Annotated in this window: 29 protein-coding genes; 5 read left to right on the top strand and 24 right to left on the bottom strand. The window is 56.0% G+C overall.

The window, feature by feature from the left end; all coding sequences use genetic code 11:
- Positions 1-28 precede the first annotated feature (28 nt).
- The 13 genes from MHFGQ_RS05000 to MHFGQ_RS04940 form a co-directional block, all read right to left on the bottom strand.
- Complete coding sequence (locus MHFGQ_RS05000) at positions 29-289, bottom strand: stage V sporulation protein S (RefSeq protein WP_106006372.1); 261 nt, start codon at positions 287-289, stop codon at positions 29-31.
- A gap of 106 nt (positions 290-395) precedes the next feature.
- Positions 396-1,097, bottom strand: a complete 702-nt coding sequence (gene rnc / locus MHFGQ_RS04995) for a ribonuclease III (RefSeq protein ID WP_106006373.1) — start codon at positions 1,095-1,097, stop codon at positions 396-398.
- Positions 1,098-1,110: 13 nt separating this feature from the next.
- Positions 1,111-2,346 carry a beta-ketoacyl-ACP synthase II gene (fabF, locus tag MHFGQ_RS04990; protein ID WP_106006374.1) on the bottom strand — a complete coding sequence of 412 codons (1,236 nt, stop codon included), beginning with the start codon at positions 2,344-2,346 and terminating at the stop codon, positions 1,111-1,113.
- Positions 2,347-2,406: 60 nt separating this feature from the next.
- Positions 2,407-2,640, bottom strand: a complete 234-nt coding sequence (acpP, locus tag MHFGQ_RS04985; RefSeq protein ID WP_170066394.1) for an acyl carrier protein — start codon at positions 2,638-2,640, stop codon at positions 2,407-2,409.
- 33 nt (positions 2,641-2,673) lie between these two features.
- On the bottom strand, positions 2,674-3,423 hold the full coding sequence (gene fabG / locus MHFGQ_RS04980; RefSeq protein ID WP_106006376.1) for a 3-oxoacyl-[acyl-carrier-protein] reductase: 750 nt from the start codon (positions 3,421-3,423) through the stop codon (positions 2,674-2,676).
- Position 3,424: 1 nt separating this feature from the next.
- The gene (gene fabD / locus MHFGQ_RS04975; protein ID WP_106006377.1) at positions 3,425-4,363 is read right to left on the bottom strand and encodes an ACP S-malonyltransferase; all 939 of its coding nucleotides are present in this window, start codon (positions 4,361-4,363) and stop codon (positions 3,425-3,427) included.
- A 452-nt stretch (positions 4,364-4,815) separates the two neighbouring features.
- Entirely contained in the window at positions 4,816-5,754 is a 939-nt protein-coding gene (gene fabK / locus MHFGQ_RS04970) for an enoyl-[acyl-carrier-protein] reductase FabK (protein WP_106006378.1), read from the bottom strand.
- Complete coding sequence (locus MHFGQ_RS04965; RefSeq protein WP_106006379.1) at positions 5,754-6,776, bottom strand: beta-ketoacyl-ACP synthase III; 1,023 nt, start codon at positions 6,774-6,776, stop codon at positions 5,754-5,756. Before MHFGQ_RS04965 ends, fabK begins: the two co-directional genes overlap by 1 nt.
- Entirely contained in the window at positions 6,761-7,780 is a 1,020-nt protein-coding gene (gene plsX, locus MHFGQ_RS04960) for a phosphate acyltransferase PlsX (RefSeq protein ID WP_106006380.1), read from the bottom strand. The genes MHFGQ_RS04965 and plsX overlap by 16 nt, the downstream gene beginning before the upstream one ends.
- A gap of 29 nt (positions 7,781-7,809) precedes the next feature.
- Positions 7,810-8,364, bottom strand: coding sequence for a transcription factor FapR (gene fapR, locus MHFGQ_RS04955; RefSeq protein ID WP_422393013.1), 555 nt, complete (start codon positions 8,362-8,364; stop codon positions 7,810-7,812).
- 123 nt (positions 8,365-8,487) lie between these two features.
- Positions 8,488-8,673 carry a 50S ribosomal protein L32 gene (gene rpmF / locus MHFGQ_RS04950; RefSeq protein ID WP_106006381.1) on the bottom strand — a complete coding sequence of 62 codons (186 nt, stop codon included), beginning with the start codon at positions 8,671-8,673 and terminating at the stop codon, positions 8,488-8,490.
- Between the two features lies 1 nt (position 8,674).
- Positions 8,675-9,211 (bottom strand): YceD family protein, encoded by a 537-nt coding sequence (locus MHFGQ_RS04945; protein ID WP_170066395.1) that lies wholly within the window; start codon positions 9,209-9,211, stop codon positions 8,675-8,677.
- Positions 9,212-9,286: 75 nt separating this feature from the next.
- Complete coding sequence (locus MHFGQ_RS04940) at positions 9,287-10,474, bottom strand: acetate/propionate family kinase (RefSeq protein WP_106006382.1); 1,188 nt, start codon at positions 10,472-10,474, stop codon at positions 9,287-9,289.
- Between the two features lie 159 nt (positions 10,475-10,633).
- On the opposite strand from MHFGQ_RS04940, the gene ylbJ reads away from it, so the two are divergent.
- Complete coding sequence (gene ylbJ, locus MHFGQ_RS04935) at positions 10,634-11,857, top strand: sporulation integral membrane protein YlbJ (RefSeq protein ID WP_106006383.1); 1,224 nt, start codon at positions 10,634-10,636, stop codon at positions 11,855-11,857.
- Here ylbJ and MHFGQ_RS04930 read toward each other — a convergent pair.
- Both MHFGQ_RS04930 and rsmD read right to left on the bottom strand, forming a co-directional pair.
- Positions 11,842-12,354 carry an ATPase gene (locus MHFGQ_RS04930; RefSeq protein WP_106006384.1) on the bottom strand — a complete coding sequence of 171 codons (513 nt, stop codon included), beginning with the start codon at positions 12,352-12,354 and terminating at the stop codon, positions 11,842-11,844. The genes ylbJ and MHFGQ_RS04930 overlap by 16 nt on opposite strands.
- Complete coding sequence (gene rsmD, locus MHFGQ_RS04925) at positions 12,332-12,910, bottom strand: 16S rRNA (guanine(966)-N(2))-methyltransferase RsmD (protein WP_106006385.1); 579 nt, start codon at positions 12,908-12,910, stop codon at positions 12,332-12,334. Before rsmD ends, MHFGQ_RS04930 begins: the two co-directional genes overlap by 23 nt.
- A gap of 424 nt (positions 12,911-13,334) precedes the next feature.
- On the opposite strand from rsmD, the gene iorA reads away from it, so the two are divergent.
- Genes iorA through MHFGQ_RS04910 form a run of 3 tightly spaced genes read left to right on the top strand, consistent with a single transcriptional unit; the run spans position 13,335 to position 16,959 of the window.
- Positions 13,335-15,116, top strand: coding sequence for an indolepyruvate ferredoxin oxidoreductase subunit alpha (gene iorA, locus MHFGQ_RS04920; RefSeq protein WP_106006386.1), 1,782 nt, complete (start codon positions 13,335-13,337; stop codon positions 15,114-15,116).
- Position 15,117: 1 nt separating this feature from the next.
- On the top strand, positions 15,118-15,696 hold the full coding sequence (locus tag MHFGQ_RS04915; protein ID WP_106006387.1) for an indolepyruvate oxidoreductase subunit beta: 579 nt from the start codon (positions 15,118-15,120) through the stop codon (positions 15,694-15,696).
- Positions 15,697-15,699: 3 nt separating this feature from the next.
- Entirely contained in the window at positions 15,700-16,959 is a 1,260-nt protein-coding gene (locus MHFGQ_RS04910) for a phenylacetate--CoA ligase family protein (protein WP_106006388.1), read from the top strand.
- Positions 16,960-16,965: 6 nt separating this feature from the next.
- On the opposite strand, the gene MHFGQ_RS04905 is transcribed toward MHFGQ_RS04910, so the two are convergent.
- The 5 genes from MHFGQ_RS04905 to MHFGQ_RS04885 all read right to left on the bottom strand — a co-directional run bounded on the left by MHFGQ_RS04905 (position 16,966) and on the right by MHFGQ_RS04885 (position 19,178).
- A complete protein-coding gene (locus MHFGQ_RS04905; protein WP_106006389.1) occupies positions 16,966-18,000 on the bottom strand; it encodes a molybdopterin-binding protein in 1,035 nt (344 codons plus the stop codon).
- 106 nt (positions 18,001-18,106) lie between these two features.
- A complete protein-coding gene (locus MHFGQ_RS04900; protein ID WP_106006390.1) occupies positions 18,107-18,295 on the bottom strand; it encodes a hypothetical protein in 189 nt (62 codons plus the stop codon).
- Between the two features lie 27 nt (positions 18,296-18,322).
- Positions 18,323-18,649, bottom strand: a complete 327-nt coding sequence (gene trxA / locus MHFGQ_RS04895) for a thioredoxin (protein ID WP_106006391.1) — start codon at positions 18,647-18,649, stop codon at positions 18,323-18,325.
- A gap of 21 nt (positions 18,650-18,670) precedes the next feature.
- On the bottom strand, positions 18,671-18,952 hold the full coding sequence (locus MHFGQ_RS04890) for a CC/Se motif family (seleno)protein (protein WP_273176372.1): 282 nt from the start codon (positions 18,950-18,952) through the stop codon (positions 18,671-18,673).
- Between the two features lie 58 nt (positions 18,953-19,010).
- Positions 19,011-19,178, bottom strand: a complete 168-nt coding sequence (locus MHFGQ_RS04885) for a DUF2197 domain-containing protein (protein WP_106006423.1) — start codon at positions 19,176-19,178, stop codon at positions 19,011-19,013.
- Positions 19,179-19,297: 119 nt separating this feature from the next.
- On the opposite strand from MHFGQ_RS04885, the gene gpr reads away from it, so the two are divergent.
- Complete coding sequence (gpr, locus tag MHFGQ_RS04880; RefSeq protein ID WP_106006392.1) at positions 19,298-20,275, top strand: GPR endopeptidase; 978 nt, start codon at positions 19,298-19,300, stop codon at positions 20,273-20,275.
- A gap of 47 nt (positions 20,276-20,322) precedes the next feature.
- Here the strand turns inward: gpr and MHFGQ_RS04875 are convergent, their stop codons facing one another.
- From MHFGQ_RS04875 to MHFGQ_RS04860, 4 genes are all read right to left on the bottom strand, one after another.
- Positions 20,323-20,691: an alpha/beta-type small acid-soluble spore protein gene (locus tag MHFGQ_RS04875; protein WP_106006393.1), complete on the bottom strand. Its 369-nt coding sequence runs from the start codon at positions 20,689-20,691 to the stop codon at positions 20,323-20,325.
- Between the two features lie 103 nt (positions 20,692-20,794).
- The gene (locus MHFGQ_RS04870) at positions 20,795-21,190 is read right to left on the bottom strand and encodes a hypothetical protein (protein WP_106006394.1); all 396 of its coding nucleotides are present in this window, start codon (positions 21,188-21,190) and stop codon (positions 20,795-20,797) included.
- Positions 21,191-21,273: 83 nt separating this feature from the next.
- Entirely contained in the window at positions 21,274-23,316 is a 2,043-nt protein-coding gene (gene recG, locus MHFGQ_RS04865) for an ATP-dependent DNA helicase RecG (RefSeq protein WP_106006395.1), read from the bottom strand.
- A gap of 6 nt (positions 23,317-23,322) precedes the next feature.
- Complete coding sequence (locus tag MHFGQ_RS04860; RefSeq protein ID WP_106006396.1) at positions 23,323-23,559, bottom strand: DUF1858 domain-containing protein; 237 nt, start codon at positions 23,557-23,559, stop codon at positions 23,323-23,325.
- Positions 23,560-23,592: the final 33 nt, after the last annotated feature.

Here is a 23,592-nt window from a genome sequence, read left to right as displayed (position 1 = left end):
TGCTCAGAGAGCAGTTGGGTTTGAAGAATTATCGCGGCTCAACGATAAATTTTATCGCCGTTCTTTCTTCCCCGTTGATATTAATTTCTGTAAAGGCCGGTATCATTACTAAATCAATACCATTGGGGGCTATAAACCCCCGGGCGATGGCTATGGCCTTGACGGCCTGGTTGACGGCTCCGGCGCCTACGGCCTGGACCTCGGCCTTGCCGTACTGACGGAATACAGCTGCCAGGGCACCAGCTACGGATTTAGGATTGGACTGGGCCGAAACTTTTAGAACCTCCATTGCTTCCTCCTCCCTATCTTTACCCCCCATTGAACCCATATCTTATTCGACATGGAAGCCACCAATTCCTTCCTGAAAGAATGGACTGAATAAATTAAATTGCCCATTATTCCTGGATTTTTATTAGTGCCAGTGCAGCTCTGGCGGCTTCCTGTTCAGCTTCTTTTTTACTGCGCCCTTCCCCGGTGGCCAGAAGGCGATTTTGATAGAATACACCGGCTTTATATTGTTTGGCGTGGTCCGGCCCCCATTCTTCCAGAATCTTATAAGTTACATTTTCCGGGCCGCGCTTTTGGATCAACTCCTGAAGGGCCGATTTGCTGTCAATGACGCTTTTATCTTTTAGTATTTTTAATACCGGAGCAAAAACCTGAAGGATGAACTTCCGGGCCGTTTCTATTCCTCCGGATAGATAAAGGCTGCCGATGACCGCCTCCAGGGCGTCGGCCAGGTTGGAGGAACGCTGCCGACCACCGCTGTTTTCCTCCCCCTGGCCCAAAAGGAGCAAGTCGCTTAAGCCGATTTCCCTGGCCACTTTGGCCAGGCTGCCTTCACAGACAATGGCCGCCCGCATTCTGGTCAAATCGCCTTCCGGTAAATCCGGAAATTCCAGGTAAAGATAGGTGGCGATAACGAGGCCCAGAACGGCATCTCCCAAAAATTCCATCCGCTGATTGTTACTGGGTAAGTGGTGTTCATATGCATAAGTAGGATGGATCAGGGCTGTATTGAGTCCGTCCAGCTCGTCAATTTCCAGTTGAAAACGCCGGCAAAAATGCCGTAGCTGCTCCCATCTGTTGTCGTCCAATGGAAAACCTCCGTTATATTCTTCGCAGGGCTATGGTTACGTTATGCCCGCCAAAGCCGAAGGAATTGGATATAGCCGCGCGTATCTCCTGCTGCCTGGCTGCATTGGGTACGTAATCCAGATCGCACTCAGGATCAGGCTCTTCATAATTAATAGTCGGGTGAATGACGCCGGTATGGACGGTAAGGGCCGTGGCCACGAGCTCCACTGCTCCGGCGGCCCCCAGAAGATGCCCCGTCATGGACTTGGTGGAGCTGATGGCCAGCCTGTAAGCATGTTCACCGAAAACCTTCTTAATGGCCAGGGTTTCCTGGCGGTCGTTAAGCTCGGTAGAGGTACCATGGGCGTTGATGTAATCTATTTCTTCCGGCTTCAACCCCGCATCCTCCAGGGCCAAAGTCATGGCCCGACTCGCCGCCGCTCCGTCGGGAGCGGGCGCCGTGATATGGTAGGCGTCTGCTGTGCAGCCATATCCTACAATCTCTGCATAAATGGCGGCACCCCGGGCGACGGCGTGTTCCAGGGTTTCCAGAACCATCACTCCCGCACCTTCACCGAGGACAAAACCGTCGCGTCCTCTGTCAAAAGGACGGCTGGCCCTTTCCGGCGCATCATTGCGGGTGGACAGGGCTTTCATGGCCGCAAAGCCGGCAACCGTCAGGGGTGTCACGCTGGCCTCGCTGCCCCCGGTGATTATCACATCGGCATCGCCCCGCTGCAGGGTGCGGAAGGCCTCGCCGATGGCATTGGCTCCGGAGGCGCAGGCATTGACTACCGTAAAGTTTACCCCGCGGACGCCTAAATGAATAGATATTTGTCCCGCGGCCATGTTAGCGATCATCATGGGAACGAAAAAGGGGCTGACACGGTTGGGACCCTTTTCCATAAGGACCCTGGTCTGCTCTTCAAAGGTTTCCATGCCGCCGATGCCGGTGGCAAAGATAACCCCTATCCGGTCGCGATCTTCCCTTTCCAGGTCGAGTTTGGCGTCTTCTACCGCCATGCGGGCCGCCGCTACCGCATACTGGGCAAAACGATCCATACGCCGGGCTTCCTTACGGTCAAAGAACAAACCGGGATCAAAATCTTTTACTTCACCGGCAAAGCGAACGGGCATTTCACCGGCGTCAAAGCGGGTAATGGGGCCGATGCCCGACTTGCCCGCCACCAGGGCCTGCCAGAAATTGTCCTTGCCCGTACCTACAGGGGTGATGGCTCCCAGACCGGTGATGACGACACGTTGCGGCAAAGCTATCCCCCATTCTATAAGGGAAGTCCCGTTATGGTACGGGACCTCCTTTTTTGTTTTTTATTTGCTGGTATGTTCTTTGATATAGGCCACTGCGGCCCCTACAGTCGTGAGTTTTTCGGCATCCTCATCTGGAATCTCCAGATCGAATTCTTCTTCCAGAGCCATGATGAGTTCCACGATGTCCAGGGAATCGGCATTTAAATCTTCAAAGGACGTCTCCATGGTGATTTCGTCTTCCTCGACCCCCAGCTGTTCGGCCACTATAGACCTGATCTTTTCAAAGACATCCACAGGCCTCACCTCCTTCCCTTAAGTTCAATCCTCCTAAAGGGTTAGTGTCAAGCCGCCGTCAACAACTATGACTTGACCGGTGATGTAACGGGACGCCGGCGATGCCAGAAAGAGAATAACGTCGGCGATTTCCTCGGGTGTGCCGGATCGCCCCAGGGGGATATGGCGGTAAAATTCTTCCTTTAACCCTTCCTGGAGAACCGCCGTCATTTCCGTGGCGATAAACCCGGGAGCCACGGCATTAACCAGGATACCCCGGGAAGCCACCTCTTTAGCCAGGGATTTGGTAAAACCGATGATCCCGGCCTTGGCGGCGGCATAATTCACCTGCCCGGCATTGCCGCGCAACCCAACAACCGAAGTGACATTGATAATCCGGCCGTAACGCTGCCGCAGCATGGGTTTTAAAGCTGCCTGACAGCAGTTGAATACGCCCGTCAAATTGGTACGGAGAACGGCCTCCCAATCTTCCGGTTTTAAGCGGGCGGCAAGGCCGTCCCGGGCAATCCCGGCGTTATTGACGAGAATATCCAGCCTGCCGAAATGTTCTACGGCAGTCTGGATTAGATTTTTAGCCGCCTCATAATCGCCCACATCGCCGGCAACGGTAATGGCCTCGCCTCCGTTATCTTTGATGGCGGCCGCTACCTCCTCAGCCGCCGCGGCCTGACGGACGTAATTTACCACCACCCTGGCACCGGCCCCCGCCAGGGCCATGGCCGCAGCCCGGCCGATTCCCCGGGAAGCCCCGGTGACTATGGCTACCTGTTCCTGCAATTCCATTTTATTTGGCCTCCTGCAGTAAAGCAAGGGTTTTCTCCAGGGTTTCTATATTTTCCACCTGACCGACGACGGCCCGACGGTCGATGCGTTTGATCAGCCCGCTCAATACATTGCCGGGACCCACCTCGACAAAGGTATGGTAACCGTCTTCCACCAGACGGCGGATACCCTCCTCCCAGCGTACCGGGCTGGCCACCTGTTTCACCAGGTTTTCCCTGACTGCGGCTGCCGTATAAACGTAATCGGCCGTTACGTTGCTTACCAGGGGTACCACGGGATCGGCAAGGGGTACTTTTTGTAATACATCGGCCAGTTCCCGTGCGGCCGGCGCCATGAGGCTGGAATGGAAGGGGCCGCTGACCTGCAAAGGAATTACCCGCTTAGCTCCTGCTTCCTTTGCCAGGCGCGTTAGGGAGGAAAGCCCCTGGCGATCCCCGGCGACCACCACCTGGCCCGGGGCGTTAAAATTTGCCGCCTCGACCGTGCCTTCCTTTACTTCCCGGCAGAGGGTGACCACTTTCTCGGCGTCCAGGCCCAAAACCGCCGCCATTCCTCCCTGCCCGGCGGGCACGGCTGTGGCCATGAGCTGTGCCCGCTTGGCTACCAGTTTAACCGCCTCGGCAAAGGTTAGACTGCCGGCCGCCACCAGGGCGCTGTACTCTCCCAGGCTGTGCCCGGCCACAGCCGCCGGGACGACGCCGTGGGCCTGCAAAACGCGGTAGCAGGCCACGCTTACCGTCAGCACCGCCGGTTGGGTGTTTTCCGTAAGCGTCAGCTCTTCTGCTGGTCCGTTAAAACAGAGGCGCGCCAGGGGCCGGCCCAAGGCGGCTTCCGCCTCCTGGAACACGGCCGCCGCTTCAGGATACCGGTCGGCCAACTCCCGCCCCATACCTACATACTGGGATCCCTGACCGGGAAAGACAAAGACTATACCTGGCATAAAAAATTCCTCCGAAGATAAAGTTCTGCCAGAATGGCGACTACTGGTTGATCCGCACTCTAGCTTCTTCGGGCTGGGGGGTACAGGCTCCAGGCTCCGATGGTTCTCGGCTAGCAAACTTAGCGCTCAGCTTTGCTCGGCGGCGGGGGTGGCTTGGCTTTATCTCTTTGGAGAATCGCGGCAGGGAATGTAACTCTTGGTTCCTAAGATTACGTCACGATCCCCATCCCGTTCACCGCCGCCTCGCTGCAGCTTCGCTGAGTTTGCTGACGCCTCGATCCAAGTCGCCTTCCGCCTGTACTCCCCAGCCCCTTGTTCAGCCTCCATTTTCCTTGTTCTTGGAACGGGCGCCTGGCCCTAATGGATGGGTCCACTATTCGCGACTCCGGGACATATCCCAACTATAATAGCCACCTGCTTGCGGCTTCGCGCAAATATCGCCGCGGATATTTTTACCTCACCAGTTTGCTCAGGCGGGAGATGATCTCTTCTGCTTCGGCCACCACTTCTTCGATTATCGCTGCCGCAGGTTTGATTTCCCGCACCAAGGCCGCGCTCTGGCCAGCCATAAGGGACCCGTACTCCGCATCGCCTTCCACCGCCGCCCGCAGCTTGCCGGCACCCAGGCGGTCCATCTCCTCCCAGGAAGCTCCCCTGGCGGCCAGTTCTTCAAACTGACGGGTCAGCTTATTTTTCAACACCCGGACATAGTGTCCCGGCATACCCGTGACGACGGCGTCCCGATCCCCGGCTTTCAACACGGCGTTTTTATAGTTGGGGTGGACGGTGCATTCCTCAGCGCAGATAAAGCGGGTGCCCATCTGCACCCCTGCCGCGCCCAGGGCCAGGGCCGCCGCCAGGCCGCGGCCGTCGGCTATACCGCCGGCGGCGATTACCGGTATATGTACGGCATCGACGATCTGGGGCACCAGGGGCATGGTGGCTATTTCCCCAATGTGGCCGCCACATTCCATCCCCTCGGCCACCAGGGCGTCGACCCCCAAACGCTCCAACCTCTTGGCCAGGGCTACGGAGGCCACCACGGGGATGACCTTCACCCCGGCTTCCTTTAGTTTCGGCAGGTGTTTTCCGGGGTTACCGGCTCCGGTGGTAACTACCGGCACCTTTTCTGCGCATACCAGGTCTATCAGTTCTTCTACATAGGGTGACATATAGTAAATATTGACGCCGAAGGGACGGTCCGTCCGTTCCCGTACTTTGGCTATTTCCCGGCGGACTACTTCCGGCGGCGCGTTGCCGGCTCCGATAATGCCTAGCCCCCCAGCGGCGGACACGGCAGCCGCCAGCTCGCCGGTGGCCACCCAGGCCATCCCTCCCTGGATTATGGGATAAGTTATCCCCAGGAGGTCGCAGATCACGGTCTTTAACATTATTCTCCCCTCCTTTCCGGTCCTGCCAGATTCCAGGACAATACGGCGGCCCCCCACGTCAGACCGGCGCCGAAGGCCACCAGCACTATTTTATCGCCGGGTTTTAAACGGCCTTCCCGGTAGGCTTCATCTAAGGCCACCGGAATGGAAGCGCTGGACATATTACCATAACGGTCGAGGTTGACGTATACCTTTTCCCGTGACAGTCCTAAGCGTTTGGTGGCCGCTTCAATGATGCGCATATTGGCCTGGTGGGGAATTAAAAAATCGACGTCTTCTTTCTTCAGACCCGCCTGCGCCAGGGCCTTAAGGGAGGCCTCTCCCATCACCCGTACGGCAAATTTAAATACCTCCGGGCCGTTCATATGAATGGTGTGCAGTCCCTCGGCGACGGTAGTGGGACTGGCGGGCAGACGCGATCCCCCGGCGGGAAGGGTTAGAAGGGAAGCGCCGCCTCCGTCGGCCCCCAGGTACAGGCCCAAAAGCCCTTCCCCTGGATTTACGGCCTTAAGGACGACGGCCCCCGCACCGTCGCCGAAAAGGACACAGGTACTGCGGTCCTGCCAGTTGATAATCTTGCTTAAAACCTCGACGCCGATCACCAGGGCCGTTTCATATATACCGCTGGCAATAAACTGGGCGGCGGCCCCCAGGGCGTAGATAAAACCGCTGCAGCCGGCCGACAAATCGAAGGCGGCGGCTCCTTTTATACCCAGGCGTTCCTGAACCAGGCAGGCCGTGGCGGGAAAAAGGTTATCCGGGGTTACGGTGGCGACGATAATGAGGTCAACTGCTTTTGCCGTTACCCCGGCTGCCTCCAGGGCCCTCTCCGCCGCCGGAACGGCGAGATCGGAAGCGGCCGTATTTCCGTCAGCTATTCTCCTTTCCCGAATACCGGTCCGGGTACGTATCCATTCATCGCTAGTGTCCACCATTTGTTCTAGTTCCGCATTGGTAAGGATGCGTTCCGGCAGGCAGGAACCGGTGCCGACAATACCCACGGGCCTCAACAGGGCCGGCATTGAATTACCTCCTCCCCTGTGTTCACGCCGGGCAGCTGCCCCAATCCCGTCACCAGGCCCTCTTCGACGCAGCGGACGGCAACCTTGATGGCGTTTTTGATGGCACGGGCGTTGGAGCTGCCATGGCAGATAATGCTCACTCCCTGTACGCCCAATAGCGGCGCGCCGCCGTATTCTGTATAATCCACCTGTTTTTTCAATGCACGCAAAGCCGGGAGTACGAGGGCCGCCCCGATTTTGGCCCTGAGGGTTTTTTTCACTTCTCCGGCGATCATCGTAAAAAGGGCCTGGGCCATTCCTTCGCCAAATTTTAAAAGCACGTTACCTACAAAACCGTCGCACACGATGACGTCCGTGTCGCCGGTGAAAATGTCCCGGCCTTCAATATTGCCGATAAAATTTAAGTTCGCAGCCTTCAACATGTTAAAGGCACCTAAAGTCTGCTCATTGCCTTTACATGCTTCTGTTCCTATGTTGAGAAGCCCCACCCGGGGCTCGCGGATGCCCATTACCCTGGCAGCATAAACATTGCCCATCATGGCAAACTCTAAGAGGTGTTCCGGCCGGCAGTCGACATTAGCCCCGGCGTCGAGCAAAAGTTTCGGCCCTTTCAAGGTGGGAATCAGGGTGGCGATGGCTGGCCGCTGGATTTTACCGCTGCGGCCCAGAACCAGGAGGGCTGCCGCCATCTGGGCGCCGGTGCTACCCGCGGAAACAACGGCCGCCGCCCGTCCTTCCTTCACAAGACGGGTGGCAACCATGATGGAAGCATCCCGCTTGCGCCGTAAAGCCAGGGCCGGCTGTTCGTCCATGGCTACAACCTGTTCGGTGTGGACGATGTCAATATTGGCGGGGGGATGCAGGGGGTTCAGTTCCGGTTCCAGCACCCTCTGATCGCCGACCAAAATAATATCGGCGATCCTTTCCCTGGCGGCTTCCACCGCTCCCCGGACGATTTCCCCTGGTGCGTGATCGCCCCCCATGGCGTCAACGGCAATTTGCAATTACTCCCGCCTCCGTAAAAAATGTTGCCTTACGGTGTTATAATAATAAACTGGCCTTTAAAGACGATTTCGCCGTTTACCCGGGAATGTACCGACACCAGGCAGGCGTTGCCTTTTTTAACCTTTACCATGGCTCTGGCCACAACACGTTCACCCGCATACACCGAACGTCGGTAGCGTACCCGGGCACTGCTGGTAAGAACGACTTCGGCGCCTACAGTCGCCAGGGCCAAGGTGTGGGCCTGGGCGAAAAGATAATGGCCGCGGGCGACCCCTGCCGGCTGTACCAGCATCTGGGGCGTAATCTCCAAAATGGATATTCCTAAAGACCCGGGTTGCAGTTCCACCAGTTCTCCCACTATATCTTCCGTCGTCACGCCGCGGACGCGCGTCCTGGCCTCCCGCGCCATGGCCATAATACGCTCCCGGACTTCAGGAATCCCCAGGGCCAGGCGGTCGAGCCTTATGGTGGGAACGCTCACTTTAAATTTCTCCGCCAGCTCTTCATCGGTGGCAAAGGGGTTGATGCGCAGGTAACGGCGAAGGGCTTCCTGACGCTCTTCTTTATTACTTCGGCGGCCCAAAATTATCACCTCGAACCTGGTACCAATTAATATTACCAGGCCATAGTTTTAGTATAACGATTATGGTAGATTTATGCAAGTAAAAAAACCGGCAATTATTGCCGGCCGACGTTGTATCGTACTTTACTGTTCCGCTACTTTAATAACTTCCCGCCCCTTATAATAGCCGCACTTGGGGCAAACCCGGTGGTTTAACTTCAGCTGGTGACACTGGGGGCATTCCACCAGTGCAGGGGGCTGCATCTGACTCCAGATAGAACGGCGTTTATTCTTCCGGGCTTTGGATACTCTTCTTTTAGGTACTCCCAATCTAACTCTCTCCTTCCCTTTCGCGCAGCAATTCTTCTAGCACGGCCAGACGCGGATCCAGCGTTCGTGTATCGCATTGACACAGGCCTTCATTTAAGTTGCGTCCGCAGTGGGGACACAGACCCCGGCAGTTTTCCCGGCAGAGCCATTTCATCGGGATGGCCAGGAGGAGGGCTTCTTCCATCGCCGGTTTTAAATCAATAAAATCACCGACCAAAGGCCGCACCCCGGTCTCTTCACCAATTCCCGTCCCCTCCTCGCCCGGGGTCTTTGTACTTCCGTACTCTTCTTCCAGGGCCGCCACTAAGGGATACCTGTATTTCTCCAGGCAGCGATCGCACGTCAATTCCAGGGTCGTCGCCACCTGACCTTCTACAAGGAGGGTCTTACCTGTATTGGTAACCTTGCCGGTCACACGCACCGGTGCAATGACAGGTACACTGCCGGCGGCGGTGGCTAAACGGGACCATTTCTCCTGGCCTTTAAATTCTATTTCACCACCCGGCCTGGCCTTTAAATCGCCGACGCCAATTTTCACCACATTCACCCTGTTGATTATACCGGAAAGGCCGTCTACCTGTCAACCGCAAAGGACTTCCCGGGCAAAAGGTTTCTAAAGCAGGGCCAGGGTTTCCCTGGCGATCATCAGCTCCTCATTGGTAGGTATGACGAAGGTACGCACCCTGGCGCCCGGGGCGGTAATTTCCCTTTCCTGTCCCCGGACCTGGTTTTTAGCGGCATCGATTTTGATTCCAAGGTAATCCATATCCCGACAGATGGCTTCCCTAGCCCTTGGGGAGTTTTCTCCCAGGCCGGCGGTGAATACCAGAACGTCCAGGCCGTTCAACACCGCCGTATAGGCGCCGATGTATTTTTTGGCCGTATGGACAAAAATATCCCAGGCCAGGCGCGCTCGTTCATTTCCTTCGTCCATGGCCGCTTCGATATCGCGAAAATCGCTGCTCAAACCCGAAACACCAAGGACCCCCGAGCGACGGTTCATGAGTTCATCCATTTCCCCGGGCGTCAGGCCTTCTTTTTCCATTAGAAAAGTAACGATGGCCGGGTCGATATCGCCGCAGCGGGTGCCCATGGTCAGGCCGGCCAGAGGGGTGAAACCCATGCTGGTATCCCAGGATTTGCCGTTCTTGATGGCGGTAATACTGGAGCCGTTGCCCAAGTGGCAGGTAATCACTTTGAGTTCATTCAAGGGCTTACCAACCAGTTCCGCAGCCCGCAGGGCTACATAATGGTGGGAAGTGCCGTGGGCACCATAACGCCGGATGAGATATTTTTTGCATAGCTCATAAGGCAAGCTGTAGGTATAGGCATAGTCCGGCATACTCTGGTGAAAGGCGGTGTCAAAAACCGTCACCTGGGGAGTACCGGGAAGGATGGCCTCGCAGGCCTCGATGCCGCGGAGGGCCGGCCCGTTATGTAAAGGCGCCAGGGCTTCCAGCTCGGCAATGGCTTTTTTCGTAGAATCATTGACCAATACCGCGCTGGGAAAAGTGCCGCCGTGGACTATCCTGTGGCCTACGGCGCTTATTTCCTTATAGTCTTTTATAACGCCCCATTGGGAATCGGTTAAAGCTTCCAGGCAGAGGCGGATGGCTACTTTATGATCGGGTATTTCTGTTTCCCGCACTAATTTTTCTCTACCTGCGGGGCGGTGGGTCAGCATCGAACCGGTGATGCCGATTCTTTCCACCAGTCCCCGGGCCATCACTTCCTCCCGCTGCATATCGAAAAGCTGGTATTTTACTGAAGAACTGCCGCAGTTTAAAACGAGGATCTTCAATTTAAAATACCTCCATTAATTTTGTCGTTAACAATATAGTACGTACGAGCTAATATAAAAGTCAATTAACTTTTGTAATTTTAATCACATGTTTTTTGCTTCTAAATTCCACACGGCAGCGTATATTGCATAACAGGACGTCCCTCAGGGGTGACCGCAGTGCGCCGCCATTTGATTTTCATCGTCCGGGGAATGGGCCCTTTACTTGCAGTTGCCGCCGTAACGATTCTTGCCTTTGCTATCGTTCTATTTCCCCAGCAGGTTTTTCAGGCGGCCCTGCAGGGCTTGAAAGCATGGTGGGAAATAGTAGTGCCGGCCCTCCTTCCCTTTTTTATTATCTCCCAGCTTTTTATGGGGCTCGGCGTCGTTCATTTTTTAGGGGTTCTTCTGGAACCGATTATGCGCCCCCTTTTTAATGTACCGGGAAGCGGTGCCTTCATTATGGCCATGGGTTACACTTCCGGTGCGCCCATCAGCGCCATGCTTACCGCCCAGCTGCGTCAGCAGGGCCTTATTACCAGGGTGGAAGGGGAAAGGCTGATCTGTTTTACCAACAATGCCAGCCCCCTCTTCATGCTGGGAGCGGTGGCCGTAGGTATGCTCCAGGAACCCTCCCTGGGACCCATCCTGGCCGGAGCCCACTACGGCGCCAATTTCTTTCTCGGCATCTTATTTCGTTTTTACGGTTACCGTCGTCAAGCCTCACCTCCGGCCAGTTACAATCTCCTTGCCTTACCCCACCGCGCCTGGCAGGCCATGCTTCAGGCCCAGCGAAAGGACGGCCGCCCCCTGGGGCAGCTTATAGGCGATTCCGTCACCCGTTCTTTTATGACTTTGATTACAATCGGTGGTTTTATAATCTTATTCAGCGTGATCATCCAGGTGGCGACAATTCTCGGCCTCCTGGCACCCATATCGCGGCTCCTCTTTTTCCTCTTTCACCCCTTCGGCCTGAGCCGGGATACCTGCCGTGCCCTGGCCGCCGGCCTTTTCGAAATGACCATGGGCACCAAATTGGCCACGGAAGCCGCCGTCCCGTTAACCGAACAACTGACCGCCGTCAGCATCATTATGGGATGGGCTGGACTGTCCATATGCGGCCAGGTGGCGGCCATGATCAGCCACACCGATTTACGCCTGGGACCCTTCCTCACCGCCCGTTTTCTCCACGGCTGCCTGGCAGCCCTCCTTGTCCGCTTCTGTCAAGGACCGGTCCGTCCCGTTCTTCAGGCCCTCGCTCCCGACGCCCTTGCCTTTTCCCGGGTGACGTTTTTTACTTTATGGTGGTATTATACGGGGTTTGCTTTAACCATCTTGCTCCTTCTATTCTGCCTGGCCGCCCTGGGCTTTGGCGCCCGTTACTTCCTTTATCGCCGTTCTTGATTCTCTAATTTCGGAGCCGTCGCCGCAGCTTCCGGGGCCGCCGCTCCCCCCGCAGGATAAGATTTAAGCTCCTGGCGTCCTAAACGTACCTGGGCGAGGGCCTGATTTAAACTCTCCTCCAGCTTTTCCAAAAGGCCGTCGGCATAGCTCAATGCCCCGGCTTTCATTTCGTCTGCCAAATGCCGGGCCCGCCCTATAATTTCAGTAGCCTGGGCACGGGCCTTACGTACCAGTTCGTTTTCGCCGGCCAGCATCTCCGCCCGTTTTTCCGCATCCGCCAATAGGGTCGCGGCTTTCTGCCGGGCTTCTTCCAGCAGGCGCTCCTTTTCCTGACGAATCCACTGGGCCTGACGTACTTCCTCAGGCAGGGCCGTCCGCAGCCGGTCCAAATAATCGAGGAACAGGTCGCCGTCGAGAAAAACCCTGCCGGTAAAGGGGATATGGGGACTTTTTTCAATCAATTTTTCCATCTCTTCAATCAGGCTCAGAAACTCCATCAGCCAGCCCTCCTACCCTCTGATAAAAGTTTAATGCCGTGTCGCCGTAAATCCGTCTACACGTCAATTTCATATCGGCGTTTTCCGGTACCGCTTCAACCGCTGCTGTTTCCATGATTACCAAGCCTGCCGGTAAAACAAGGGGTACAATCGCCGGTAGGATTATATCGCCCCAACCCATCCGGTAGGGGGGATCAACAAAAATTAGGTCGAAAACCAGGTCCCGTCGCCGCAGCTCCGCCAGGGCCCGGCGTACATCCATGGCCAGGATGTGGGCCCTGTCGTTAAAGCCCGTTGCCTGCAAGTTGGCCTTCAAGCATGACAGGGCACGGCGGTCGTGTTCTATAAAAAAGGCCTCCTTCGCCCCCCGGCTTAAGGCTTCCAGGCCCACCGCCCCGCTTCCGGCAAAAAGGTCGAGAAACAATGCTTCTATTACCCGCGGGCCCAAAATGTTAAAAAGGGCTTCCCGTACCCGCTCACTGGTAGGGCGGGTGCCAGAGCCTTTAGGGGTACGCAGGCGCTGCCCGCGGGCCTGACCGGCAATGATTCTTAACATAAAAAACACCTTCGTTGAACTTATTATAACACAAAAATTTTCCTTCCCATGTATAAACTCTCCTACGGGCAGCAATAATATTTACTGGTAAACCTGCTTTAACAGGTTTACCGTGAAGAGCTTAGGGTTATTTTATTAACCCTCCCCCATGAGCTCTTCCTCCGGTTTCTCCTCTCCCAAGCCGCCGGTCACCCACCGGCGGCCTCACTCTGCCGTTCCGTAAGGGAACGGCACTTTTTTATTTTCCGCTAGATTCCCGCCGGACATTATGTTATACTCTTAAAAAAGGTTTTTAGCTTTGAGTTTAGTTAGTTAGTTAAGTTAGCCTAGTGCTAGCAGAGCCGAGGATAGCAGGAAAGCTATGACCGGGCTGCGGCCCGGTTTTTTGTGCCTTAAAGCATAAATCTTAAGGGAGAGAGAAATTGTGGCGGTATTGCTCATGGGTAATGAAGCCATCGCCCGGGGAGCCCTGGAAGCTGGCGTCCGGGTTGCTACTTCATATCCCGGCACACCCGCTTCCGAAATCATGACCACCCTGATGCATTTTGGTCCAGAAGCGGGGGTGTACACCGAATGGTCGGTCAATGAAAAGGTCGCCGTTGAAATTGCCGCCGGAGCTTCCTACGCCGGTGCCCGGGCCATGGCCAGCATGAAGCAAATGGGTTTAAACGTCGCCGTCGACGCCGTCATGAGCCTGGCCTACATCGGCGTCAAGGGCGGTTTAGTCCTGGTAGTGGCCGACGACCCCGGTCCCCACAGCTCCCAGACGGAGCAGGATACCCGTCTTTTTGCCCGCTTTGCCAAATTGCCCGTCCTGGACCCTTCCTGCCCCCAGGAAGCCTACGAAATGACCAAATATGCCTTTACTCTATCGGAGACCTTAAATCTGCCCGTTATCGTCCGTCCAACAACCCGGGTCAGCCACGCCTGCCAGGAAGTCGAGGTGGGCGACATCCCGCCGCGGCCGCCGGTGCCGGGTTTTGTTAAGGATCCCCGGTGGGTGATTATGCCCTCCCTGTCCGCCCGCCAGCATGTTTGGTTGAACGGACAGCAGGAACGGGCCAGGGCCGAATTTGCGGCCACCTCCTTCAATAAGGCCCACCTGGAAGGGCCTATAGGAGTCATTGCGGGCGGACCTTCCTATTTTTACGTGCTGGAAGCTTTAAGACGTCTGGGGCTAAAACTGTCGGTATTGAAAATCGGGACGCCCTACCCACTGCCGGAAGAACCCGTCAAGGACTTTTTGCGCCGGATGGAAAAAATCCTCGTCGTCGAAGAGCAGGAACCAGTAATTGAGGAACAGGTAATCAGCCTTGCCTGGCGCCACCATCTGTCTGTGGAAATATCAGGTAAGCATGACGGCCTTCTGCCCCGGGAAGGGGAATTTAACGTCGAGAAGGTAGCTACGGCCATTGCCCGTTTCTTAAATCTGGAACAAAACGCCGCTGCAGCCGCCTTACCTCCCCCGCCGCCCTTGCCGGCGCGTCCTCCCCTCTTCTGCGCCGGCTGCCCCCATCGTGGCTCATTCTATGCCTTTAAACAGGCCGCCAGGGACTTGGACGTCATCTTTACCGGCGACATTGGCTGCTATACCCTCGGTGCGGCACCTCCTTTAAAGGCCATGGATACCTGCCTTTGTATGGGAGCAAGCCTGGGGCTGGCCCAGGGTCTGGCCCGCGTTCAACCCGGTACCCGACTTGTGGCCTTTATCGGAGATTCTACCTTTTTCCATGCCGGCCTGCCTCCTCTGGTCAACGCCGTCCACCAGAGAGTTCGCCTGACAGTAGTCGTCCTCGATAATGAGACAACGGCCATGACGGGCCATCAGTCTCACCCCGGACTGGCCGCAGAAGGCGGCAGAGTGGCCGTCGATATAGGCCGGGTAGTCGAGGCCTGCGGCGTCGAAACGGTCATAACCGCCGATCCCATGGATCTGGAAGCCACCATGGCAGCGGCTCGAAGGGCACTGGCCGCCGAAGGACCCTCGGTGGTAATACTGCGTCACCCCTGTCCCCAGATGGCAAAACCCTCCACCCGCTGCCGGGTCAATCCGGAGGCCTGTATTGATTGCCGTACCTGTATCAACGAGCTGGGCTGTCCGGCATTGGTGCCGACTGACCACGGGGTGACCATCAACGCGACGTGCACCGGATGCGGCCTCTGTGCTCAAATTTGCCCGACAGCGGCCATTGAGGAGGTGGAATAAGGTGGATATCCTTATTGCCGGTGTCGGCGGCCAGGGTATAATCCTCGCCTCCCGGGCCCTGGCGAGTGCGGCCGTAAAGGCCGGGCTGCCGGTTCGGACGGCCGAAACCATCGGCATGGCCCAGCGGGAGGGCAGCGTCGTCAGCCATGTACGCCTGGGCCTTGCTGAAGGCGGTCCCTTAATACCCTTAGGTTCCGCCGACGTTCTTCTTGCCCTGGAACCCGCCGAGGCCTGCCGTAACTTGAAGTATCTGCGTCCCGGCGGCAAAGCCCTGGTGTCTACGTCTCCGATTATACCGGTTCTGGCCGCCTTAGGCAGCACTCCTTATCCCCTGGAAGATATTCTGACTTACCTGCGGAGAAACGTGCCCGCATGTTACTCCTTTGACGCCCTGGATCTTGCCGTTAAAGCCGGCAGTCCCCGTGCCCTGAACATAGTTATGCTCGGCGCACTGGCCAATCTCGGTTTACCCTTCCCGGCGGAGTTGCTCCTTAATGAGGCCTTAAATCTTCTTCCACCGCGCGTTCACGATATAAACCGCCGGGCCTTTGCATTGGGCCGGCGCGCCCTGGAGGTGTAAAACATGGCTCAGTTTGATTACGAAGGCCTTTATCGACAGCAGGCACCGGCCCTGCAGGCCCTGGTGCAGCGCCTCTTTGACAGTTCGCCCTATTACCGCAAAAAACTTACGGATGCCGGTATACGCCCCGGTGACATCCGGACGGCGGCCGATCTGGAGGCCGTTCCCTTAACCGATAAATGGGAGCTCCGTAACGGCAGGCCCTTAGAGCTTATGGCCGTTCCGGAAGAAAAGGTTATTCGCATCCATTCATCATCCGGTACAACGGGTAAACCCATAATCATCCCTTATACCGCCGGTGATGTCGCCGCCTGGGCGGAAATGATGGCCCGCTGTCTGGCCATGGCCGGCGTGACCAACCGCGATCGGGTACAGATTACACCTGGTTACGGCCTGTGGACGGCAGGCATAGGTTTTCAGGCAGGCGTTGAACGCCTGGGAGCCATGGCCATCCCCACCGGTCCCGGCAATACGGAAAAGCAGCTGGAAATGCTCATCGACCTTCAGGCTACCGTTTTAACGGCGACCGCTTCTTACGCCCTTTTTCTGGGCGAAGAAATCGAACGCCGCGGCCTGCGTGATCGACTGGCCCTGAGGGTAGGCTTATTCGGTTCGGAGCGGTGGGGTGAAAAAATGCGCCGCCGCATCGAGGAGCTTTTAGGCATTGAAACCTTTGACATTTACGGGCTAACGGAAATCTATGGTCCCGGCATCGGCCTGGACTGCCCCGCCCATGAAGGCATCCATATCTTTACCGACCATCTGCTCCTGGAGGTTATTGACCCGGCAACAGGCCGGCAGCTGCCGCCAGGTGAAATGGGGGAACTGGTGATAACAACCCTCACTAAAGAAGGCATGCCCCTGCTGCGCTACCGCACCCATGATCTTACGTGTTTGAAGGTCGAAGCCTGTTCATGCGGCTCCCCCTTCCCCATGATCGAGCGCGTCCTGGGCCGCACCGACGACATGGTAAAAATTAAAGGCGTTAATATTTATCCGGGACAGATTGATCATGTTTTGCAGCTCACACCCGGAGCCGGGAGCGAATATCAGCTTATCCTTACCCGGGAGCACGGTAAAGACCGAATGCTGGTAAAGATCGAATATCTCCCCGGCCATGAAGGCGAGATGGTTGCCGCCGAATGCCAGCGGCAGATTAAAAACCGCATCGGCATCCTAGCCGACGTTGAAGCAGTACCTTTGGGGAGCCTGCCGCGCAGCGAAAAGAAAACCCGGCGCGTTTTCGACTACCGGGAAAGCTAAGGAGAGTTATCCTTTACCGAAGGCACAGGCCGGGTAGCGGCACTGGGGGCAGCCCTGACAGAGGCCCCCGGCCGCCAGCCCGGCTATATCTTTGCGCGTAAGCCTTTCCCCCGCCAAAACCCGCGGCAACACTAGATCAAAAATCGTCGCCCGGTAATACATGACGCAACCCGGCAGGCCCATAACCGGCACCTCCCCCAGGTAGGCCAGCATAAACATGGCCCCCGGCAGCACCGGAGCGCCGTAGGTGACGACTTCCGCCCCGCTGCGGCGAATGCCTTCCGGCGTCACGTCGTCGGGATCTACCGACATACCCCCCGTTAGCACCACCATTTCCATGCCGGCGGCTATCATGGTGGCGATGGCCTGCCGTATTGCTTCGGCATCATCAGGGACGACCTCTTCCCGCACCACCTCAGAACCATAGGCGGCAATCTTGGCCCTAACCACAGGGCCAAAGGCGTCCTTTATCCGCCCTTTGTAAACCTCGTTGCCGGTGGTGATCAGACCGACCCGCAGCCGGCGGTAGGGCGCCACCCGGATGATCCCCCCGGCCCGGCGGCAGACTTCCTCTATCCTTTCAATCTCCGCCCGCGGCCCTACCAGGGGAATGAGCCGTGTACCGGCCACCACCTGGCCCGCCCTCACCGGATAGTTGTTGTGCAGGGTGGCCAGGATGACGTCCGGCCTGTTATTCACCTCCTCCAGGACTGCCAGGTTTATCTTTAACAGGCCGTCCCTGGTGGCGATTATATTTACTTTTCCCTCCTGGGGTTCGCTAAACTCCAGGCCGTGATCGCCGTCGCCCGCTACCGCCCTTGCCAGGCGAATTGCAGCCTCGTCTTCATGCACCTCGTCCGGCCCCAGGGCCAGTACATAAAGGTGTTCTTTACCCATGCGCAGCAGCTCGGGGATGTCTTCCGCCTGAATAATATGTCCTTTCTTAAAGCGTCGCCCCTTAAATTCTCCCGGGACTATTTTTGTGAGATCGTGGGCCAGCACCGTACCCACGCTGTCTTCTACCCGGACTTTTTGGAGCATTTGCCCAATCCCCCTTTATTGTATTTAGTTCGACGCAATTTAATTAAAGCCTGCTTTGTTAAAATAAAAAACAAGGGTCCCGGTAATTTATAACCGGTGACCCTTGCTAAACTAAACGGATGGCCTGCCTGTCGCAGGCCATTACACAGCGGCCGCACCCAAGACAGGTCGGACCAATAAACCAGGGTTCATCCTTCTCTTCACGTAAAAAAGATTTAGTTGGGCAAATCTGCATAGCCGGGCAACCTTCATACCCGTCACAGCGTGCAACGTCAATATAGGCACGGCGGGCCATAACACCTCTCCGTTCATAGGGGAAACATTAATTTATGGCCGCGTCCAACTGCTCCTTGAGTTTATCCTTGGGCATATAGCCGATGACTCGCCCCACTTCCCGGCCGTCCTTAAAGATGACAAGGGTGGGAATACTCATAATACCGTAACGGGCCGCCAATTCCTGGTTTTCATCAACGTTAACCTTGGTGAATTTTACATTGCCGGCATAGTCTTCGGCCAGTTGATCCAGCACCGGGGCCATCATCCGGCAAGGACCGCACCAGGCCGCCCAAAAATCGACCACCACCGGTAACGGTGCCGACAGAACCTCGGCTTCAAAGGCACTGCCGTCAACATTAATGGCTTTGCTCATTTTTCTTTCCCTCCACAAATCTTAATAATTTTGGACACCATCGACTACCAGTTGTTTAAAGGGGCCAAAACCCACGAGCTCCACATCAAGACCGCGGGAGGCCTTTATCCCTTTCTGAAGATATACCTTTAAACCGTTTACCTGCTGTAAAATAAAGTTTTTCACATCGGCCGGCGCACCTGCATGCACGGCAGGTCGAATGGATATCCCGGCTCAACCGCCGCACATTTCTAATTTAATAGTAATGGTATCGGATTTCTCTTTGATATATTGCTCGGCTTTGGGGCTAATGCGAATTTCCATCTTTTTTCCCTCCTCGGCTAAGATTATACTATATAGTTTTTTCGCTGTCAATTGTCTCTTATAAAGGTTTTTCGGGTTTCTGGGTCTGCAGGGCCTGGTAGCGCAACCGGGCGCGGCAGATTTCGCAGGTATAAACTGCATTTTTATCCTTCGCCAACCGGCGGTAATCTTTATGTACCTTGGTAATTTCCTCTTTACGGCCGCAGAGGGCACATTTTACTTCCATCAGTCTCACCTTCCCCAAGGGCAAATATTCAACATTTCCTTTAACATTTCCTGTCGCATGCATAATTTTTCTTAATATGGTTAACCTGAAGACAGGGTCTAAAAGGGGTGAAAACAAAAGTGGAACGCGCCGAATTTTACCGCCTGACAGGCGTCGTCCTCGATCTGGCCGTTGAAGCCCATGATCTTCTCAGGGGAGCAACACGGCAAGAGGTTCCAGGCGTTCGGGAAGACAAAGAGAAATATGCCAACGCCACCGTCACCACAATCACCATTTTTAACGCCGCCGGCGCCCAAGCTATGGGTAAACCCCAGGGAACTTACATAACCATTGATGCTCCGGCCCTGCGCTATGAAAATCCGCCGGTCCACGAGGAAATTGCTTCCCTCTTGGCACAAAAACTGGGCGTTCTATTACAAAAATGGCAGATCGGCCCCAGCGACCCCGTGCTGGTAGTGGGGCTGGGCAACTGGGAAGCAACGCCGGACTCCCTGGGTCCCAAAGTGGTTAATCAATTTACGGTTACCAGACACCTGTTAAAGTTTGCGCCGCAAAACCTGCCTCCGGGTACACGTCCGGTCAGCGCCCTGGCCCCCGGCGTACTCGGAACTACGGGCATTGAAACCGCGGAGATATTAAGGGGGGTCGTCGAAAAAACCCGGCCGCGGATTTTAATCGCCATTGACGCCCTAGCCGCCGGTGACCTAGGCCGCATCGGCAGCAGCATCCAAATTACGGATACCGGTATTAACCCGGGATCGGGGGTAGGAAATAAACGTACCGGCATTAATATTGAAACCATGGGCATTCCTGTTATTGCCATCGGTATACCCACCGTCGTCCATGCCGGAGTTATAATCTATGAAGTCTTAAATCAGCTCCAGCAGGCGTTTCCGGGAACAAATATAAACCTCGACCAGATCATGGCTCAAAATCTCGCGCGCAACGTCCTGGCGCCCTTCGGCGGGAATCTTACGGTCACCCCTAAAGAGATAGACGACCTCGTCCATAATTTGGCCTGGGTAATTGGCAATGCCCTTAATAGAACCCTGCATAATACTCTGCTTCAGGCAGGTGCTGCCGTGCCTTTACATTAATAAAGATGGCGGGAAAAACCCGCCATCTTTGAGAATAACTCCGGTCGTTACTGGGTCAAACCGCCCAGACCACCGGGGTTGTACTGTTGGGCATTGATATTTAGCTTCTGGCCACCGGCATTATAGGCGGGGTTGGGCCCGCTGATCCGACCGGTAACGTTCTGGGCGGCACCCAGTTCAACGTCAGCACCACCAAGGCCGCCGGCTGCCTGATTGCTCAGGGTCTGCTCATAAGCAGCGATCATCTTTTTTACCATGAGCCCCCCTACAGAACCGTTAACCTTGGAGGGCAGGTCACCCAGATAGCCGTCGTAATTGGTAATCCCCAGCTCGTTGGCCACTTCCTGTTTGAACCTTTCCATTTGGCTGCGGGCCTGGGGAATGAGGAGCCTGTTGGTCCTTCCTCCACGCGGCATTCAGTTTCACCTCCTTTTCCTTTGTGCATTCTTAGTATGAGCCGGCGGCCCTTTTTTATGCTTAGTAGTATTTGGCTGAGAAGCTATATTTTGATTTTTTTGATTATAACATGGCGCCATGGGCTTCAAGGATTTCCCGTGCTTCCTTTACGCGGGAAGCCGTAGTCACCACCGTTACCAAAAAACCTTTATTCCCGGCGACGCCGTATTCCTTAAGACCTATGCCGCTGACGGCGGGATCGGCGGCCAGCAGGGCCCTGGTATCGGTCTTCACTCCAGGATTGACGTCGGCAGAATACTGGGTTAGGCCGGTAATGGTATTGCCCTGGCTGGCCAGGGGATTGTTATACCGATCGTTATAGCGGGTGCCGAAACGGCCCACACGATCAAACTGGACCGTGGTTATCCCCGCAGCCTTCAAGGCGCTTACGGCTTCCTGGGCCTTGGTGCTGCTGGGGAAATATGCCAGCAAGGAATGCTCTCCCTTTTCCACCTGCATCCTCCCACCTCCGGTTAATTTTTAAATCTATTATAGCCCCTTTCCCTTTAAAACATGCCCTGTTTTTATGTTAAATAATTCCATTATAATTTCAGTTCATCCATTTTTTCCTTCGCCGCCAGATAAAGGCCGTAATACTCCGGCTGCTGCCACAGGTTTTCCTGGCAAATTCTATGGGCGTCTTCGCGGGCATGTTCCAGAATACGAAGGTCATCGGGAAGGGTCGCCAGGCGAAATTCTGGCAGTCCGTGCTGGCGGGTGCCGAAAAATTCCCCTGGTCCCCTGAGGCGCAGATCAGCTTCGGCAATGGCAAACCCGTCACTATTTGTGGCCAATATCTTAAGCCTTTCCCGGGCCGCTCCATCGTTTCCGGCCATTAGGAGACAATAGGACGTCCCCGGACCGCGCCCCACCCGGCCCCGCAGCTGGTGGAGCTGGGCCAGCCCCAACCTTTCCGCCCCCTCGATCAGCATCACCGTGGCGTTGGGCACATCTACGCCCACCTCAACGACGGTCGTCGCCACCAGGACAGCGAGGTCACCCCTACGAAAAGACTCCATTACCTCTTCCTTGACGGATGGTTTCAGGCGACCGTGGAGCAGGCCTATCTTATATTCCGGAAACACTTCTTCCTTAAGCTTTTGATACATGGCGGTGGCGGCTTCCGCCGCTATCCCTTCGCTTTCATCGATCAGAGGACAGATTACGTAGGCCTGATGCCCCCTGGCAATTTCCTTGCGGATCAGCTGGTAGGCCTTTGCGCGCTGTTTTTCCGTTAATACATATGTAGTAACTGGCTGTCTTCCCGGCGGCATCTCGTCCAGGAGAGATATCTCCAGATCACCGTAGATTGCCAGGGCCAGTGTGCGGGGGATGGGCGTAGCCGTCATGACCAGCAGGTCAGGTGCATCACCCTTGGCCTGGAGGGCGGCCCGCTGTCCTACGCCGAAACGGTGCTGCTCGTCGATGACCACCAGTCCCAGGGCCTTAAAGTCCACATTTTCCTGAATCAGAGTATGGGTGCCCACTACCAAGGGCAGCCGACCGGTAATCAGTCCGGACAGAATTGCTTCGCGTTCGGCGCGCGGGGTGTTGCCCGTCAATACGGCAACCGGTATTCCCAAAGGCGCCAGGAGGCGATGCAGGGTGCGGCCGTGCTGTTCGGCCAGGACCTCGGTAGGGGCCATTAAGGCTGCCTGCCATCCTCCCCCCACCGCCTTCACCATGGCCGCTGCCGCCACCACCGTTTTGCCCGACCCTACGTCGCCCTGAAGGAGGCGGGCCATAGGCCGCGGCTTTTCCATATCCGCCAGAATCTCGCCTAGCACCCGTTCCTGGGCCCCGGTAAGGTTAAAAGGCAGTGCGGCGATAAAGCGCCGCACCATCTCGTTGTCCCGGGTATGGGCAATTCCCGGACGGCCGTCTTCCCGTTCCCGGCGGCTCAAAACTAAAGCCAGCTCCCAGATCAGCAACTCTTCATATTTAAGACGTCGCCGGGCCTGGTGGAGGGCGGCGGGGTCGGGGGGGAAGTGGATGTACTCCAGGGCCCGGCAGCGCGGAATAAGACGGTATCGTGTGCATAAAGAGGGAGGCAGTATTTCCGGTATCTTCCCTGCTGTTTCCTTTAAAGCCTGGTGTACAATCAGCCGGAGCCAGCGCTGGCTCAGACCGCCAGTAAGGGGGTAGAACGGGACGATGCGCCCCGCATGCAGGCCGTCTTCCCCGCTTCCCGCCACTTCATAGTCGGTAACCTGAATTTCAGGAAGGAAATTATGATAGTTAACCTTTCCCGTAAGGAAGACTTCGCCGCCTAATTTCAGGCGGCGTCTTACGAAAGGCTGGTTGAACCAAAGGGCATAACCCCTTCCCTCTCCGTCTTCGACGAGGGCGCGGAGGAGACGGAGGTTGGGACGGACTTCCCTTTCTTCCCAGCCTTTTATCATTACCCTGACGGTGGCTTTTTCCCCGGGAACCAGTGTTGCCAGACCCTTCAACAGGCGCCGGTCTTCATAGCGGCGGGGAAAGTACCAGAGAAGATCACCGACGGTCTTTATGCCCAGCTTTTTAAGACGTACTGCCCTTTGGGTCCCCACATATTTTAACGCTGCAACCGAACGTTTATCCATTCAGCCTCATCTCCGGGTCCCGATAGCTCTATTTAAATCCTGCAACAGTTCTTCCAGGTTAACCCCGTGGCTACGGGCACAGTCGGCTATGGTTTCATTGACAGCTCCCATGCACTCCAGGCAGCCCATACCATAGCGGGAAAACACCTGGCGCACTTCAGGATATGCCTGCAGCACTTCAAGTACGGCAAGTTCCGGCGTTATCTGCAGGTGAACGACCCTGGCTTTTTTTTCGCCGTTCATTGCAAGAATCACCACCCCTTTTTTATTATTTCA

The organism is Moorella humiferrea, from assembly GCF_039233145.1.
Lineage (GTDB): Bacteria > Bacillota > DSM-521 > Neomoorellales > Neomoorellaceae > Neomoorella > Neomoorella humiferrea.
This window is presented reverse-complemented; position numbering and strand designations above follow the sequence as displayed.